This is a genomic window from Marinobacterium sp. BA1 (assembly GCF_041155135.1).
GTDB lineage: Bacteria > Pseudomonadota > Gammaproteobacteria > Pseudomonadales > Balneatricaceae > Marinobacterium > Marinobacterium iners.
The window spans coordinates 1,605,901-1,621,132 of record NZ_BAAFHC010000001.1 but is presented as its reverse complement, the minus strand read 5'-3'; the positions used below and the strand labels follow the sequence as shown (position 1 = coordinate 1,621,132).

11 protein-coding genes are annotated in these 15,232 nt (G+C 54.5%); 7 read left to right on the top strand and 4 right to left on the bottom strand.

Going from position 1 to position 15,232, the window contains the following annotated elements; translation table 11 throughout:
* Positions 1 to 126: 126 nt before the first annotated feature.
* The 4 genes from ACAM29_RS07920 (at position 127) to ACAM29_RS07905 (ending at position 6,152) form a co-directional block, all read left to right on the top strand.
* Complete coding sequence (locus tag ACAM29_RS07920) at positions 127 to 3,189, top strand: response regulator (protein ID WP_369623791.1); 3,063 nt, start codon at positions 127 to 129, stop codon at positions 3,187 to 3,189.
* A gap of 150 nt (positions 3,190 to 3,339) precedes the next feature.
* Positions 3,340 to 4,491: a hypothetical protein gene (locus ACAM29_RS07915; RefSeq protein WP_175527665.1), complete on the top strand. Its 1,152-nt coding sequence runs from the start codon at positions 3,340 to 3,342 to the stop codon at positions 4,489 to 4,491.
* Positions 4,475 to 5,383 (top strand): metal ABC transporter substrate-binding protein, encoded by a 909-nt coding sequence (locus ACAM29_RS07910; protein WP_369623790.1) that lies wholly within the window; start codon positions 4,475 to 4,477, stop codon positions 5,381 to 5,383. The genes ACAM29_RS07915 and ACAM29_RS07910 overlap by 17 nt, the downstream gene beginning before the upstream one ends.
* The gene (locus ACAM29_RS07905; protein ID WP_369623789.1) at positions 5,373 to 6,152 is read left to right on the top strand and encodes a metal ABC transporter permease; all 780 of its coding nucleotides are present in this window, start codon (positions 5,373 to 5,375) and stop codon (positions 6,150 to 6,152) included. Before ACAM29_RS07910 ends, ACAM29_RS07905 begins: the two co-directional genes overlap by 11 nt.
* On the opposite strand, the gene ACAM29_RS07900 is transcribed toward ACAM29_RS07905, so the two are convergent.
* The 4 genes from ACAM29_RS07900 to ACAM29_RS07885 are packed head-to-tail and all read right to left on the bottom strand — an operon-like array spanning position 6,110 to position 9,190.
* Entirely contained in the window at positions 6,110 to 6,682 is a 573-nt protein-coding gene (locus ACAM29_RS07900) for a DUF3299 domain-containing protein (protein WP_091827089.1), read from the bottom strand. The genes ACAM29_RS07905 and ACAM29_RS07900 overlap by 43 nt on opposite strands.
* A gap of 11 nt (positions 6,683 to 6,693) precedes the next feature.
* Entirely contained in the window at positions 6,694 to 7,950 is a 1,257-nt protein-coding gene (locus ACAM29_RS07895) for an ABC transporter permease (protein ID WP_369623788.1), read from the bottom strand.
* Positions 7,944 to 8,633 (bottom strand): ABC transporter ATP-binding protein, encoded by a 690-nt coding sequence (locus ACAM29_RS07890; protein ID WP_369623787.1) that lies wholly within the window; start codon positions 8,631 to 8,633, stop codon positions 7,944 to 7,946. The genes ACAM29_RS07895 and ACAM29_RS07890 overlap by 7 nt, the downstream gene beginning before the upstream one ends.
* Positions 8,630 to 9,190 (bottom strand): DUF2796 domain-containing protein, encoded by a 561-nt coding sequence (locus ACAM29_RS07885; RefSeq protein WP_369623786.1) that lies wholly within the window; start codon positions 9,188 to 9,190, stop codon positions 8,630 to 8,632. Before ACAM29_RS07885 ends, ACAM29_RS07890 begins: the two co-directional genes overlap by 4 nt.
* Before the next feature lie 254 nt (positions 9,191 to 9,444).
* On the opposite strand from ACAM29_RS07885, the gene ACAM29_RS07880 reads away from it, so the two are divergent.
* The 3 genes from ACAM29_RS07880 to ACAM29_RS07870 all read left to right on the top strand — a co-directional run bounded on the left by ACAM29_RS07880 (position 9,445) and on the right by ACAM29_RS07870 (position 15,221).
* On the top strand, positions 9,445 to 10,761 hold the full coding sequence (locus ACAM29_RS07880) for a methyl-accepting chemotaxis protein (protein ID WP_369623785.1): 1,317 nt from the start codon (positions 9,445 to 9,447) through the stop codon (positions 10,759 to 10,761).
* An 84-nt stretch (positions 10,762 to 10,845) separates the two neighbouring features.
* A complete protein-coding gene (locus ACAM29_RS07875) occupies positions 10,846 to 13,488 on the top strand; it encodes a GAF domain-containing protein (RefSeq protein ID WP_369623784.1) in 2,643 nt (880 codons plus the stop codon).
* Positions 13,485 to 15,221: an EAL domain-containing protein gene (locus ACAM29_RS07870; protein ID WP_369623783.1), complete on the top strand. Its 1,737-nt coding sequence runs from the start codon at positions 13,485 to 13,487 to the stop codon at positions 15,219 to 15,221. The genes ACAM29_RS07875 and ACAM29_RS07870 overlap by 4 nt, the downstream gene beginning before the upstream one ends.
* Positions 15,222 to 15,232 lie beyond the last annotated feature (11 nt).

Below are 15,232 nucleotides of genomic sequence, written 5' to 3'. Positions count from 1 at the left end.
ACGGTAAAAGTGGAACTGATGTGTAATAGCGTGCAGCTGTATATAACTGCGCTGATACTGGGATTGCTTTTATACCCGATTTCAAACATAAGTTATGCGGATGAAGTGGATCTGGATGCCGTGTTTATGAAACACAGTGTCCCCATGTACTGGCTGGATCCGAGCAGTGGCGAAATTATAGAAGCAAACCCGGCTGCTGTATCATTTTACGGCTATGAAGCTGCCCTTTTTGAGGGTATGAAGATAGATGAAATCAATACACTTAGCCCCAAACAAGTGGCTGAAGAGATGGCCTTGGCAAAGCAGGAGGGTCGTAACTATTTTATTTTCAGGCACCGTTTGGCAGACGGAGATATACGCACGGTCGAAATACATTCGCATCCATTTAAACGACATGGAAAGCTTTTATTGCTTTCAGTCGTACATGATATTACACCTGGCCGGAACCTTGATCACGGACTTTGGCATTACAAACAACGCCTTGAAGAATTGGTAGAAGAACAGACGGCCGACGTTAACCAGCGCAATCGTGTCATTATCCTGCTGCTTCTGGCAGGGCTTGCGTTGTCGGTGTTTACGATTGTGGTTTTAACCTATTTGATGCGACAGCGGCAAAAGGCAGAAGCGGAAACCCGGCGTTTCAGATCCATTGCTGAAAGCGCGATGTATGGCAATGTTGTTACGGACTTGCGGGGTCATGTCCTCTATTGCAATCCTTTCTTTGCCAATATTCATGGCTATACGGTGCAGGAGCTGAAGGGAAAACATCTGTCTGTTTTTCATTGCCCTGAGCAGATGCCGGCAGTAGAAACACTTTTATCCCAACTGAAGCAACAAGACTATTTTCCACCGACTGAAGTGTGGCATTACAGTCGTAACGGTTATGAGTTCCCGATGCTGATGAGCGGTATCGTCATGCCAGATGAGCATGGTCAGCCGGCTTATCTCGCTACAGCAGCCATCGATTTAACGGATCATTTCAATGAGCGCCAGCAGGCTGAAAGGTTATTGATCAGTGCCAAGGAAGAGGCAGAAAACGCCAGCCGGGTGAAGTCAGAATTTCTTGCCAATATGAGTCACGAGATCCGGACTCCGCTCAATGCCATTATCGGGCTCAGCGAGCTGCAGATAGCCGAGTCTTTGCCAAAGCGGGCGCATCATCGTGCACGACAGATTTACCAATCCGGCAAGCTATTGCTGGGGATCGTGAATGACCTGTTGGACTTTTCAGAGATAGAGTCGAAAACATTGGCGATTAAAGCCGATTTTTTCAGGCTTTCTGATGTCATCAGCCAGCTGGATACCCTTTTCGGTCCATTAAGTCGGCAAAAAGGGATGGAGTTGTTATTTACGATCCAGCATGACCTGCCTCAGTGGTATACAGGCGACCGAGTACGCCTGACACAGGTGATGACCAACCTGTTGGGTAATGCCGTGAAGTTTACAGAACAGGGCAAAATTGAGCTGCAGATTGAGGGTGAATGCCTGTCAGACGAGCGTGCGAGGCTTGTGTTCAGGGTAAAGGACAGCGGTATTGGCATGACTCAAGAGCAGCAACAAAAGCTGTTTCAGGCGTTCAGTCAGGCCGACACCTCTATCACGCGCCGTCATGGCGGTGCCGGTTTAGGACTCTCAATCAGTCAACGTCTGGTTATGTTGATGGGTGGAGAAAGCATCCATGTAGAAAGCGAAGCAGGTGTCGGCAGCTGCTTCTGGTTTGAGTTATGCCTGCCGATCGCACAGCTGCAGACATCCTCGGATGATCAGTCCGAAACCGAGTATCTCTGTGATGAGACTGCGCCTGTCGGGGATCTTATAGAGCCTGGCTCATGGAGACCCGTTAGCCTGTTCAAGAGTCAGCGAGTGCTGGTGGTGGAAGACAACCCGGTTAACCAGCAGGTGGTGCAGTCCCAGCTTGAACAGATGGGGCTTGGAGTTGAGCTGGCCAGTGATGGTGCCGAGGGTGTTGAGCGTGTGCGGCAGGGTGGTGTGGATCTGGTATTGATGGATATACAGATGCCTGTAATGGATGGTTATGAAGCGACCAAAGCCATACGCAGCTTTAACCAGGATATACCGGTTGTCGCATTGACGGCAGCAGCCTTGATTGAAGACCGAGACAAGGCACTGAATGCCGGAATGAATGACCACTTGGGCAAACCCTTTTCGGGACAGCAACTGTTCAAGATATTAGAACAGTGGCTTGAGTTGGCGCCAATGGTTCAACAGCCGGAGGAGAGTGCGTCGGCGCTGGAACCGCAGCCTACTGCAGGGCAGCCGGTCAACCCAGCTGCCAAAAACAGGTTGCTCATTGTTGATGATGTTGCGGCGAACATCCGTATCTTGGCCAACCTGCTCAAGGATGAATATACGATTCAGGTGGCCAACAATGGCCAAAAAGCGCTTGAAATAGCGCAAGGCAATCACCGGCCTGACCTGATCCTCCTGGATATTTTGATGCCCGATATGGACGGCTACGCTGTCTGTCGCGAATTGAAGCAAAAGCCGGAAACCAGCAAAATTCCGGTGATCTTTGTGAGTGCCCTGGATGAAGTTGAGGATGAGTCCAGGGGGCTTGCGCTGGGTGCAGTGGATTACATCACCAAGCCTTTTCAAGCTCAGGTTGTGAAAGCGCGTGTGCGTAACCACATGAACTTGAAACTCAAAACGGATCTGCTCGAAAATCTCTCGAATTTTGATGGGTTGACTCAATTGGCCAACAGGCGCCGTTTTGATGAAGTATTACAGTCTGAAGCGAGACGTTTGTCACGCAGCGGTAAGCCTTTGGCATTGATCATGCTGGATATCGACTTTTTCAAACCTTTCAATGACAACTACGGCCATGGCAAGGGTGATGAATGCTTGATCAAGGTTGCAACAGCCTTGCAGCAGGTAATACAGCGCCCGGGTGACCTGGTTGCACGTTATGGCGGTGAAGAGTTCGTGGCCGTTTTGCCGGAAACTGACATCATCGGTGCAGCCAAAGTTGCTGAAGCGATGCGCCGTGCAGTTGAGAGTTTGAACTATCCGCATGAATATTCATCCATCGCGGATCATGTAACGGTAAGTGTTGGTTATGCGGCGGCAGAGTTGAAACAGGGTCCAGCTGAGGCGCTGTTGGAGCAGGCAGACCACGCATTATATCGTGCGAAGAGTGCCGGACGTAATCGTGTAGTCGGTACAAGTTAATCGGCCCGAAATCCCTTTTTACAGCCTGCACACGTCTGCGAGTTCGATCAAACAATCATGCTCTCCTTCCCTATTGGCTTTTGTTGTTATGTTATAACAAAGGTTATAGTATACACATCCCTTTCTCCAACGTACTAAAGCTGTAAAACCATGAAAATGAAATCAACTTTACTTCGCACATTGCCCTTGGCTGTATTCGTGGCCGGTACCGCTCAGGCGGAGCTGTCGGCCCCCGATATCAGCCTCACGATTGATGCCTATCACAAGTCTACGGATACGGCTTTGGGTGGCCGTACAGAAGGCTGGGGGCTGAGCCATACGGAGCTGGCGCTCAAGCAACAGTTTGGTAACCTGATGAGCGGCAAACTGACCGCCGTTATGGAAGCCAATGAGGAGGAAACCGATTTCAGTATTGAAGAAGCCTACCTGCAGACGCTGTCATTGCCGGCAGGAATGACGCTGCGGGGTGGCCGCTTTCTGTCGGATATCGGCTATCTGAATGGTCAGCATCCGCATGCTGACAGTTTTGTTGAGCGCCCGCTGCTGTATCGCGCCTTTTTGGGTGGTCACTATTACGACGACGGTCTTGGGTTGAGCCTGGTTATGCCCACGGATCTTTACTGGCGCATCAGTGCCGAGGCATTTGATGGCGACCAGCTGAGTGAAACCGATAGTGGTCGTACGGTGGGTACCTGGGCTCTGTCGACCAGCCTGGGCGGTGATTTGAGTGATTCTCAAAGCTGGCAGGCCGGCTTCAGCTACCTGCGTAACCGCACACTGGAAGCGGGTGAGCATGATGAACATGACCACCACGACCATCACGATCATGAAGAAGAAGGGCATGGTCACAGCCATGGTGCCGAATATACCGGCAAGCATATGTACCTGGCCGATCTGGTGTGGAAGTGGGCGCCTCAGGGCAACAATCGCAACCAGCAGCTGACACTTTCAGCCGAATATGCCCGCGTAACCGACCCGAACGAATATGCCAGCAGTCAGGAATACCACGAGGGCTGGTATGGTTCTGCGGTGTATCGTTTTGCACCCCAATGGAGTGCAGGGCTGCGACATGGCCGAATAGATGTACAGATGGGGCATGATGATCACTTCCATGAGGGTGCGCTGGAAGAGACCGCTGTGATGCTGGCCTGGAATCCGAGCCACACCCAGACGCTTCGACTGCAGTACACTCATCAAAATGTACTTCAGGACTGGGATGATACTTTTGATGCGGCAGCCGATGATGTCCTGACGCTGCAGTACATCATCAGCTTTGGTGCTCATGATGCGCATTCGTTCTAGTTTGACAGGCCTTGCGCTGGTAGCGGCATTACTGCCGCTGCCGGCTCAGGCACTTGAGATCTTTGCCTGCGAACCCGAGTGGGCAGCACTGGCTCAAGCACTGGCGCCGGAGGCACGTATCAGCAGTGCAACCCATGCCTATCAGGATCCGCACTATATTGAAGCGCGGCCGAGTCTGATCGCCCGGTTGCGCCGTGCGGATCTGGCCATCTGCAGCGGTGCCTCGCTGGAGGCTGGTTGGCTGCCGGCGTTGCAGCAGCGGGCGGCCAACCCAAAGGTACAGCCGGGGCGTGCGGGCATGCTGTTTGCGGCTGAACATGTCGAAACGATTGATCAGCTCGATCATGTACCTTTCGGTGCCGGTGATGTGCACCCGGAGGGCAATCCGCACCTGCACCTTGATCCGGAACGAATCCGGCAGGTGGCAGCGGTACTGAGTGAGCGTCTGGGTCGGGCTGATCCTGAGCAAGCCGCCCAGTACCGTGCGGCCTACCTGCGTTGGTCCCTGAGTTGGCAGCAGCATGTGGATAAGTGGCGTGAACGAGCAGAGCCGCTGCGCGGTCGTACGCTTGTGGTTCAACACAGCACCTTCGATTACTTCTGGCGCTGGCTGGGACTGGAGGTAGTGGCCGATCTGGAACCCAAGCCGGGTGTGCCGCCGACTCCGGGTCATCTGGCATCACTGGTCGAGGATGTGAAGGCAAAACAACCGCTGGCCATTGTGCACAGCTGGTATCAGGACCCGCAAAGTGCTCAGTGGTTGGCGCAGAAAACCGGGCTGCCGGTGTTGGCACTGCCGTCCACAACCGAGCCAGAGCAGGGGATAGAACGGCTGGATCAGTTGTTCGATCATCTGCTGGCGCAGCTACTGGAACAGGTTGATGCTGGCTGAAGCGGGGCTGTTACTGGTTCCGTTGGCGGCAGGGCTGCTGGTACTGCTGACCCATCTGCCGCTGGGCGAGCAGGTGCTCAAACGTGGCATTCTATTTATCGACCTGGCGGTGGCTCAATTGGCTGCGCTGGGAGCCTTGCTGGCGCAGCAAGGGTGGCCGGAGGTGCCATGGGCCGCGCTGGTGGGTGGCACTTTGCTGGCTGTGCTGGGTGCCGGTCTTGTGGGCTGGTTGGCTGCACGGTATCCAGCCCAGCGGGAGGCGGTTATCGGGTTGCTCTATGCCGGGGCAGCCTGTTCGCTGCTGTTGTTGCTGGCATCCGATCCCCATGCGGGGCATCAGCTGGCCCGCAGTCTTAACGGTGATATTCTTTGGGTCAGTTGGAATGACCTGTTGCCGCTGGCGCTGCTGACTGTCGCTTTCTGGACTGTACAGTGGCGGTACTCAAACTGGCTTGGTGCTGCAGGGTTCTATCCCTGTTTTGCGCTGCTGGTCAGTTTTTCGGTACCGCTTCTCGGCGTCTATCTGGTGTTCGTGACGCTGATTGCACCGGCGCTGGTGGCGCAACTGGCGGGTGGTCGCAGCGCTGCGCTGCTGTGCGGTTGTGTTGGCTACCTGCTGGGGCTCGGCCTGGCATGGCAGCTTGACTGGCCGGCGGGCGCCACTCTGGTGCTCAGCCTGTTGCTGGCAAGTGTGATCTGGGTGGTACTGTATGGCCTGAGAGCAGGTTACTCTTCAGGCCAGTCTTCCGCATCATCCGGCAGTTCATAGGGTTGGATGCGGTAGGCTTCCAGTCGGTAGCCTGCCGTTCCCATCTCATGGCTGAACACTTCAGTCGTCAGCCGGCCGCTGATCAGCACCGCATCGTACAGACTTTCAACCCGTGTGCCGGGCTGGTAGTGCACGTCGATGATCTGGTTGGAGGGCGGTGGCGGCACATGAATACAGGCGCCGAAATAAGGCACCAGAAAAAAGCGATCAACCACGTCACCCACCCCTTCAAGTGGTACCACAAAGCCTGGAATGCTCACCATGCGGCCATCCATCGACTCCACGACTGGGGCTGAAGCCAGTGTCTGCATCATCTGGTCCATGATCTGCTGCGCTTTCGGGCTGTAATCGTCCAATGCATCCAGCTCGGGGCTATTGAACAGCTCTTCAAGTGAGAGGCCATAGTCTTCCGGCATCAAATCATCCCAGCGTATCTCGGCCGCGGTTTCGCCATTGACGATGATCTCGTCATTGGCCTGCAGTGGCTGCAACAGCGAAAGGCCCAGTATCAGAGTAGTCAGTACACGCATTGAGTTCTCCATCAGTTGCGCCGGATCAGACTGTTGGCCAGTGCCATGCGGTAGGCCATGAGGGCCGGTATCAGTCCGCTGAGCAGTCCCAGCATCAGGATGATACCACCAAGTGCCCATTGCTCGGGTGACAGCTTTGCAGGTACCAGCCGCAGGCCAAACAGATCCAGCAGAGGCTGTTGCAGCAGTGTCATCCCGCCCCAAAGCAATAACAGCCCCAGCAACAGGCCACTGAGAGTCAGCAGCAGGCTTTCAGTCATCAGCAGGCTGGCGATGCGCAAGGGGGATGCCCCCAATGCCCGCAGTACGGCAATCTCATGTCGGCGCTGCTGCATGCCACTGAGCAATACGGCCAGCATGCCACACAGGCCGATCAGCAGTGCAGCACCGGACACGGCCAGCAATGCTTTTTCGGCCACGCTGACCACTTGCCACAGTTCCTGCAGCGCCACGCCAGGCAAAACGGCAGTGAGGGGATCGTCCCGTCGGTTGTTCAGTTCGCGCTGCAGATGGAAGGTCTGCAGGCGAGATTCAAGGCCCACCAGAACAGCCGTAACTTCTCGGGGTGTCAGGTTGCGCTTGCGGGCCTGCTCGGGCGTGACCTGCATACCCGGCAGGGGGATGCCGGCACGCCAGCCGAGATGAACGGCCTCCAGCCCCTCAAGTGATACCAGCAGAGCCCGATCCAGTGGTGTGCCGGTGGCGGTCAGAATGCCGCTGACCTTGAAGGGCAGATTGTCGTGACGCTTGAAACTGGTGTTGCCGGCACCGTGTGCGATCACCAGGCGGTCATCAAGGTTGTAGCCCAGCTCGCGTGCCACCTCGGCACCGATTACTACCGAGAACAGGTCATTCAGCGGGCCACCCTGAGCGAACTCAAGCGGTTGTTTGGCGCCGTAGCGGTAATGTTCAAACAGGCTGTTGTGAGTGCCAACAACACGGTAGCCGCGGTGCGAGTCGCCCAGTGACAGCGGGACTGTCCAGGCGATGCGCGGGTCATCACTCAGGGCTTCGTAGCTGCTCCAGCGGATATTGCTGGTCGCTGAGCCAATATGAAACACGGAATAGAGCAGCAGTTGTACGGGCCCGGAGCGAGCACCGACAATCAAATCGGTACCAGAGACCGTATCGAAAAAACTCAAACGGCTTTGTTCGCGAATCTGCTGTACACCCAGCAACAGAGCAGTGCTTAGCGCCAGAGTGAACAGTGTCAGCAGTGCGCTGGCGCGGCGGCTGGCCAGACTGCGCAGTGCAAGTCGGATCAGCATGAGCTGGCTCCTTCCAGTGTAAGGTGGCGTGAGAAATACTCAGACAGCGCGGGGTCATGGCTGACCAGCAGAAGGGTGGTATTACTCTGATCCAGTTCTTCCAGCAGTAACTGCATAAAGCGGTCACGGCTGACACCATCCAGCGCCGAGGTGGGCTCGTCCGCAATGATTAACTCCGGTGCGCCAATCAGAGCACGGGCAGCGGCCACGCGCTGCTGCTGACCGATCGACAACTCGGCGACGGTGCGGCGCTGAAACAGTTCGGCGGGCAGCTGCAACCGTTCCAGCAGGCGATGTGCTTCTGCCTGAACACTGTCACTGCGGCGGATTGCGGCTTCGCGCCGGGGGGCTGAAAGTGTACAGGGCAGACTGACGTTATCGATCAGGCTCAGGTAGGGCAGCAGGTTGAACTGCTGAAACAGTACGCCAATATGGTCTGCACGCAGGCGATCACGCTGGCGCTCTGACAGGCTCGCCAGGGATTGACCAGCAAGGCTGATTTCTCCTTCGAAACCGCCCAAGACACCCGCTATCAAGTTCAGGAGGGTGCTTTTGCCGCTGCCGGAAGGGCCTTGAATGAACAGGTGCTCTCCGGCCTGCAGCTGCAGTTGTTGAATCTCCAGCATGGGCGCTTGTCCGGGCCAGGCAAAACGCAGGTTGTCGATACTGATGATCGGTTTCATGGCAGTTCAAGCAGGGTTTCGCCCTGCCGCAGTTGGCTCAGGTGCTGGCCTGATGGCGTGATCAACTGAACATCCAGTCTCTCGATCCCCGGATAGTGCTTCATCAACGGTAACTGCAATTGTTTCAATTGTGCCGAGTCGGCACAGAGATAGTGATATTCCACCATCAGATCGGCATGTTCCTGATACTCATCATCCGCACTGTGATCATGCTGGTCGTGGGAATGTGAGTGCGCATCATGAGTATCCGTTTCTTTGAATGGCTGGTGCAAGGCGACTTTGCTCAGACTGCAATCGGCTGCAGCCGGAAGTTGCAGCAGATGCCCGGCCTGCTGCAGTTGTTGCTGCAGTGAGGTCCAGTCAGCCTGCTCCTGTTCAGACATTGGACGATGCTCAAACCCGACCAAGTTAGCCAGGGGCGAGCGTATTGAAACGGCGAGCATGGGAGGGTCCAGCACCAGATCGAGCTGGGCAACACCGTGTTGGTGTACACCGGCCGCAACAGCCGTCTGAAGCGGGAGAAGGGCGCATAACAGCAGGGGGGTGATCAGTCGCATCTTGGTCTCCGGATACCATCTGTCAAAAATGAAACGTTATTTTATAACATTATTCAGTGCACTCAACGGCACCTGTGACAAGAAACGAAACAAAAAGATCAGCCGTTACAGCAAAAAAACGCTTTGAAGTAAACATAATTTAATGTAGCGATGATCTACCTTTATTTCCCTGTTGTATAACTCGGTGAGAGTTTGCAGCCACGCGTTGAACCGCTTCTGGTTGTTCGGCACGATCCCATCCCCGAGGTTAATACATGTTGTTCAATCGCCATAAATCAGCCCTGCTCAAGGCCAAGGTTCAAGTCGCCCATCAGCAGGAAATCCTGAGCGCACTGAACCGACACATGGCGCTGATAGAATTTTCACCTCAGGGTGAGATTCTTGATGTCAGTGCACCTTTCTGCGAGGTGATGGGCTACGACCGAGAACAACTGATCGGTCGGCATCATCGTATTTTCTGCAGCGAGCAATATAGCGGCAGCTCGGCTTATCGGGGGTTTTGGCAGAGCCTGTGTCGGGGCGAAGGTTGCAGTGATCGCTTTCAGCGCTTCAAGGCGTCCGGTGAGGAGATTTGGCTGGAGGCGACCTATTTCCCCGTACGCAATGAGACGGGCCAGGTGGTGCGTGTTGTCAAAATAGCGTCGGATGTGACCGATGATGTCAAACGGGAGCAAGGGCAGGCAAGTACTCTGGGCGCTATTGACCGTTCCATGGCGATTATCGAATTCAATCTTGATGGCAACATCATCAAGGTGAACCGCAACTTCCTTAACACCATGCGCTACAACGAAAAGGAGCTGCTCGGACAGCATCATCGCCTGTTCTGTGATGCCGATTATGCTGCCAGCGAGGCCTATCGTGATTTTTGGCGCAAGCTGAACCGTGGTGAGTTTATATCGGATCGTTTCCGTCGGTATGACAAGACGGGGCGGGAGATATGGCTACGTGCCAGCTATAACCCGTTGTTCGATGCGACCGGAAAGCTCTACGGTGTGGTGAAAATTGCTTCTGATGTGACCGATCAGGTGGAACAGCAAAAAGCAGAGCAGCGGGCAGCCCGTATGGCGCTCGAAATTGCAGCCGAAACCGACAGCAATGCTGCACAAGGTGCTGAAATCGTCAGCGCGACCGTCAGCATGGTGCAGGGAATCGCCAGCGGACTCAATACGGCTGCAGAAGAAATAGGAGCGCTGAGTCATCAGTCAGACGAGATCGACAGCATTGTCCATGTGATTCAGGGAATCGCCGAGCAGACCAACCTGCTGGCCCTGAACGCCGCAATAGAAGCCGCACGTGCCGGCGATGCGGGGCGCGGCTTCGCCGTCGTGGCAGATGAGGTGCGCAAGCTGGCATCCCGCACTCACGATGCGACTGAAGAGATCAAGCGTGTCGTGGCTCAGAATGGCACTCTGTCGCAAAAAGCGGTAGCCCATATGAGTGGCAGTCGTGATCAGGTTGAGGCTGGTGTAATCAAGGCCGAGCAGGCTGGACAGATGATGCAGGGGATTCGTGCCGATGCCCGGCGCGTGGTGGAGGCGATCGGGCAGTTTTCAGATACTTTAAGCGGCTGATGTTGTTCAAAGACAGTAAGTGCAGGCTACCGTATAATCCAGTCCAGTGATTTCTGTCGATTTTGACAATGGAGTGGAGGCAGTATGACGGCCCCCCTGATACCGGATAACGAGAACCAGCGCCTTGCGGAGCTGTATGATTTAAATCTGTTGGATACAGCGCGTGATACGTCGTTCGACAGTCTGACCCAACTTGCTGCCGAGCTGTTTGATGTTCCCATTGCGCTGGTGTCTCTAGTGGACAGAGATCGGCAGTGGTTCAAATCATCCTATGGTTTCTGTGTTACGGAGACCACTCGAGATGTGTCGTTTTGCAGCCATGTAGTCTATAACCAGTCCCCTCTGGTCGTGCAGGATGCAAGTCTGGACTCCAGGTTTGCCGACAACCCACTTGTAACGGGTGAGCCTCATATCCGGTTTTATGCCGGCATGCCGATCCGCTCTCCTTCGGGTTTTATTCTGGGAACGCTGTGCCTGATTGATACTCGACCGAGAAACTTTGATACAGAATGCCTCGAACGCCTGAAACTGCTGGCCAACCAAGTCGAGCCGTTGATCAGCCTGCATCGATATACATACTCGCTGGCTGAAGAGGCGGATAGTAACCGTGCGGTTTCGGCCCGTTATCAAGCCATTATCCGGGGTGCAGCAGCCGGCGTAGTGCGCATTAATGGCCGTGGGACCATGTTGGAGGTCAACCACTTCGTCTGCGATATGCTTGGCTACTCTGAAAGAGAACTGCTGGGCAGAAATGTCAAAATGCTGATGCCGCAATCGGTAGCTTTGGCGCATGATGGCTTTTTACACGCCTATCAGACGAGTGGCGATGCCAAAGTCATTGGCAAGGGGCGTGAAGTTGAGGCGCAGCATAAAACAGGAGAACTCATCCCGGTTCACCTGGCGGTCAGCGAAGTACAGCTCGGTACAAAAACTGATGATCATGAACGGCGTCACTTTATCGGCATCCTGTCCGATCTGCGTGATGTCCATGCTGCGCGCAAGCGTGAGCAGAAAGAGCGTGCTTTGCTTGAAGTCTTGCATCAGGGCTTGACCGACTACCGGGCGTTGGTATCCGGAAATACGCTGTGGCGCTTTTTGAAAGAGGCTTTGAAGGAGCTCACACAGAGTGAATATGCACTCATCGGTGAGGTCGTTACTCAGGATGACAAGCCGGCACTTAAAATCCATGCCATAACTGATTTGTCCTGGAATGATGAGTCGCGGCGTTTGATGGAGCTTTTGGTCAGTGGCGACATGATGCTGGGTAATCCGCATACCATGCTGGGCCGGGTATTTGCTGGCGGTGAAACCGTGTTGAGCAACGATATGCTGCATGATGAGCGTAACGGGCACTTGCCACAGGGGCATCCGGTGTTGACTCGCTACCTGGGTGTGCCGATCATTGATCGTGGGCAGTTGATTGGCATGTATGCCATTGCCAACGCCCAACACGATTACGATGAAGCCTTGGTCGAATGGCTGAAACCCTTTACCTCGACCTGTGCCTTGTTGATCAATTTGCACCGCCAATTGCGTGAGCAGGAGCGTTTTACCGAAGAGTTGAGGCTTGCCAAAGAACAGGCCGAAACAGCCAGTCAGGCCAAGACGGACTTCCTTTCCTCCATGAGTCATGAGTTGCGCACACCTTTGAACTCAATCCTTGGGTTTGCGCAGTTGCTTGAAAACAGCCGTACCCCTTTGCCAGAGCGCCAGAGGCGTCAGGCGCAGCAGATTATTCGCAGTGGTCGACATCTTTTGGAACTGATCAATGAAGTGTTGGATCTGGCCCGTATAGAGTCTGGCAACATGCAGGTCTCTCTTGAATCCGTCCGGGCGCAGGATGTACTTCAGGATGCAATCGAGATTATCAGACCTCTGGCAGACGAGCGTAACCTCAGTCTTAATCTACCGGATGTGGGGCAGTGTGACGTTTGTATTTTGGGTGACTATACCCGCGTGAAACAGGTGCTGATCAACCTGCTCAGTAATGCTGTTAAATACAACCGTGATGGTGGTTCCATCAGCCTTTACTGTGTGCCCGATGACGGGGTGTACCGCATCACGATATCCGACACGGGCCATGGTATACCGGAATCGCGTCTGGATGAGTTGTTTCAGCCCTTCAATCGCCTGGGGGCTGAATCTGGCAGTATCGAGGGGACCGGGGTAGGCCTGGCCTTGACCCGTAAAGTGGTAGGTTTGATGAATGGTCAGATGGGCGTTGTCAGCCGAGAAGGAGAAGGCAGTGATTTCTGGTTTGAGTTGCCGCTGTGCGCCGGCCATGAGGTGGCATCGACCGAAGATGAGCCATCCATGGTATCGAGGGAAATAACGGAACCTGTTCGCTATCAACATGTGCTGTACATAGAAGATAATCCTGCCAATCAACGTTTGATGCAGGATCTGTTTCATGATTTGCCAGACGTGCAGTTGACCTGTGTTATGGATGCCGAGCAGGGGCTGGAGTTGGCCTTTTCAGAATCACCGGACTTGATCCTGATGGATATTGATCTGCCTGGCATGAATGGTTTTGCTGCCCAGCAGATTCTGGCTCGAAACCCCATGACCCGAAACATTCCAGTGCTTGCCATATCGGCTGCAGCCTCCTCATCCAATCGGCGCCGTGCGCGCGAAGCTGGTTTCGTCGACTATTTGACAAAACCCTTTGATATTCAGGCTCTGGTCGATCAGGTGCGGCATATTCTGTCACAAGGAGAGTCACATTGAGTCTTGCAACCCCGCTGCATATCGATGCTGATATTCTGGTAGTGGATGATAATACCGCCAATGTGGAGTTGCTGCTGGCGCTGCTGGAAGATGAAGGTTACAGCCGAGTTGAAGGCATCTGTGACCCCAGAGAGGTTCAACCGCGAGTCAAAGCTCGCCGTCCTGATCTTGTTCTGTTGGATGTGCGCATGCCCTATTTGAGCGGCTTTGATGTGATGCAGCAACTTAATACGTTGGGAGAGCAAGTACCTGCGGTGATTATCCTGACGGCTCAGGTTGACGATGCGACCCGCTACCGTGCACTTGAGCTTGGGGCTCGAGACTTTCTGACCAAGCCTTTTGATCACTTGGAGGTGCTGCAACGCATTAACAATACCCTTCAGTTACAAAAACTGATGACTGAACGGCTTGAGCGGGCCAATGAGCTGGAGTATCTGGTCCAGGAACGGACTCAAGAGCTGGCACGCAAAGCCCGGCAGGAGCCATTAACTGGCCTGCCAAACCGTCGTGCCCTGTGCGATGTGTTGCAGCAACAGCTGAATGCGGGTTACGAAACCATCGTCATGTTCCTTGCCATCGAAGGTATGGATGAAATCGCCCGTCTGCACGGCTTCACCATCGCGGATCAATTGGCTGCCCAGCTGGCGCAGCGGCTGCAGGCCCAGCCTGACCTCTGTGATTCAACACTTGGAGTCTGGAACAGTACGGAATGGGTTATCCTCTCGCCCTGCCAGCATCGAGATCAAGCGGTTGAGCCACTGGGACAGGTTGTGTTGAGCTGTTTTGAGCAACCGTTCGAGATAGAGCAGATGTCACTGCACCTGAGTGTTCGGATCGGGGTCAGTGCAAGCTTCCCGGGGCGCAGTACCGACCAACTGTTTCGTATGGCAGCGTTGGCGCTCCCTTCAGTGGCAGGACGTTGGCGTGGCTATGACGACCAGCTCGAGCAGCAACTACAGCGGCGAACGGGGATGCGCAATGCCCTGCGCACAGCGGTAGAAAATGGGGAGCTTAAGCTGGCCTATCAGCCCAAAATTGATCTTCAATCCAATCGTATTTGTGGTGTGGAAGCACTGCTGCGCTGGGAAAGTCCCGAATATGGGCGGGTATCACCAGCAGAGTTCATCCCTCTGGCTGAAGCGAGTGGTGACATTGTACCCATCGGCGGTTGGGTGGTACAGGAAGCTGTTGCTGCACTGGTTCGCTGGCGTACTCATGGGCAGGTGGGAGATGCTTTCTCGGTGGCTGTCAATGTGGCGCCATTGCAGCTGGCACAACCGAATTTTTCAAACTGGCTGATGGATTCAGTATCGGCAGCGGGCCTGCCATCGTCATGCCTGGAAATCGAGGTTACAGAGTCGGGTTTAATGCAGGATATGGAGCTTGCATTGAAACAGCTGCAGTCTTTGAGCGATGAGGGGTTCAAAGTCGCCATTGATGATTTCGGTACCGGCTATTCTTCACTGGCATATCTGAAAAAATTGCCGGTTTCGATACTTAAAATCGATCGTGCATTCATCCGTGAATTGGAGACCAGCGAGCAAGACCAGAAGCTGACAGAAACAGTGATAGCCATGGCCTCTCATTTCGGTTTTTCGACAGTAGCCGAGGGAGTTGAAGACAACGCCCAATTGGTGTTGCTCAGGGCAATGGGCTGCGACCAGGTGCAGGGGTTCTATTTTGCTCCTCCCCTGAAAGAGTCGGCTTTGCTGAACATGTTGAGCGCGTTATAAACTCCGAGAGG

What these genes read in the sequence shown, in the direction of transcription:
- ACAM29_RS07880 (WP_369623785.1), top strand. Translation starts at nt 9,445, where the DNA reads ATGTTGTTCAATCGCCATAAATCAGCCCTGCTCAAGGCCAAGGTTCAA.
- ACAM29_RS07900 (WP_091827089.1), bottom strand. Translation starts at nt 6,682, where the DNA reads ATGCGTGTACTGACTACTCTGATACTGGGCCTTTCGCTGTTGCAGCCA.
- ACAM29_RS07920 (WP_369623791.1), top strand. Translation starts at nt 127, where the DNA reads ATGAAACACAGTGTCCCCATGTACTGGCTGGATCCGAGCAGTGGCGAA.
- ACAM29_RS07915 (WP_175527665.1), top strand. Translation starts at nt 3,340, where the DNA reads ATGAAAATGAAATCAACTTTACTTCGCACATTGCCCTTGGCTGTATTC.
- ACAM29_RS07875 (WP_369623784.1), top strand. Translation starts at nt 10,846, where the DNA reads ATGACGGCCCCCCTGATACCGGATAACGAGAACCAGCGCCTTGCGGAG.
- ACAM29_RS07910 (WP_369623790.1), top strand. Translation starts at nt 4,475, where the DNA reads ATGCGCATTCGTTCTAGTTTGACAGGCCTTGCGCTGGTAGCGGCATTA.
- ACAM29_RS07890 (WP_369623787.1), bottom strand. Translation starts at nt 8,633, where the DNA reads ATGAAACCGATCATCAGTATCGACAACCTGCGTTTTGCCTGGCCCGGA.
- ACAM29_RS07905 (WP_369623789.1), top strand. Translation starts at nt 5,373, where the DNA reads ATGCTGGCTGAAGCGGGGCTGTTACTGGTTCCGTTGGCGGCAGGGCTG.
- ACAM29_RS07895 (WP_369623788.1), bottom strand. Translation starts at nt 7,950, where the DNA reads ATGCTGATCCGACTTGCACTGCGCAGTCTGGCCAGCCGCCGCGCCAGC.
- ACAM29_RS07885 (WP_369623786.1), bottom strand. Translation starts at nt 9,190, where the DNA reads ATGCGACTGATCACCCCCCTGCTGTTATGCGCCCTTCTCCCGCTTCAG.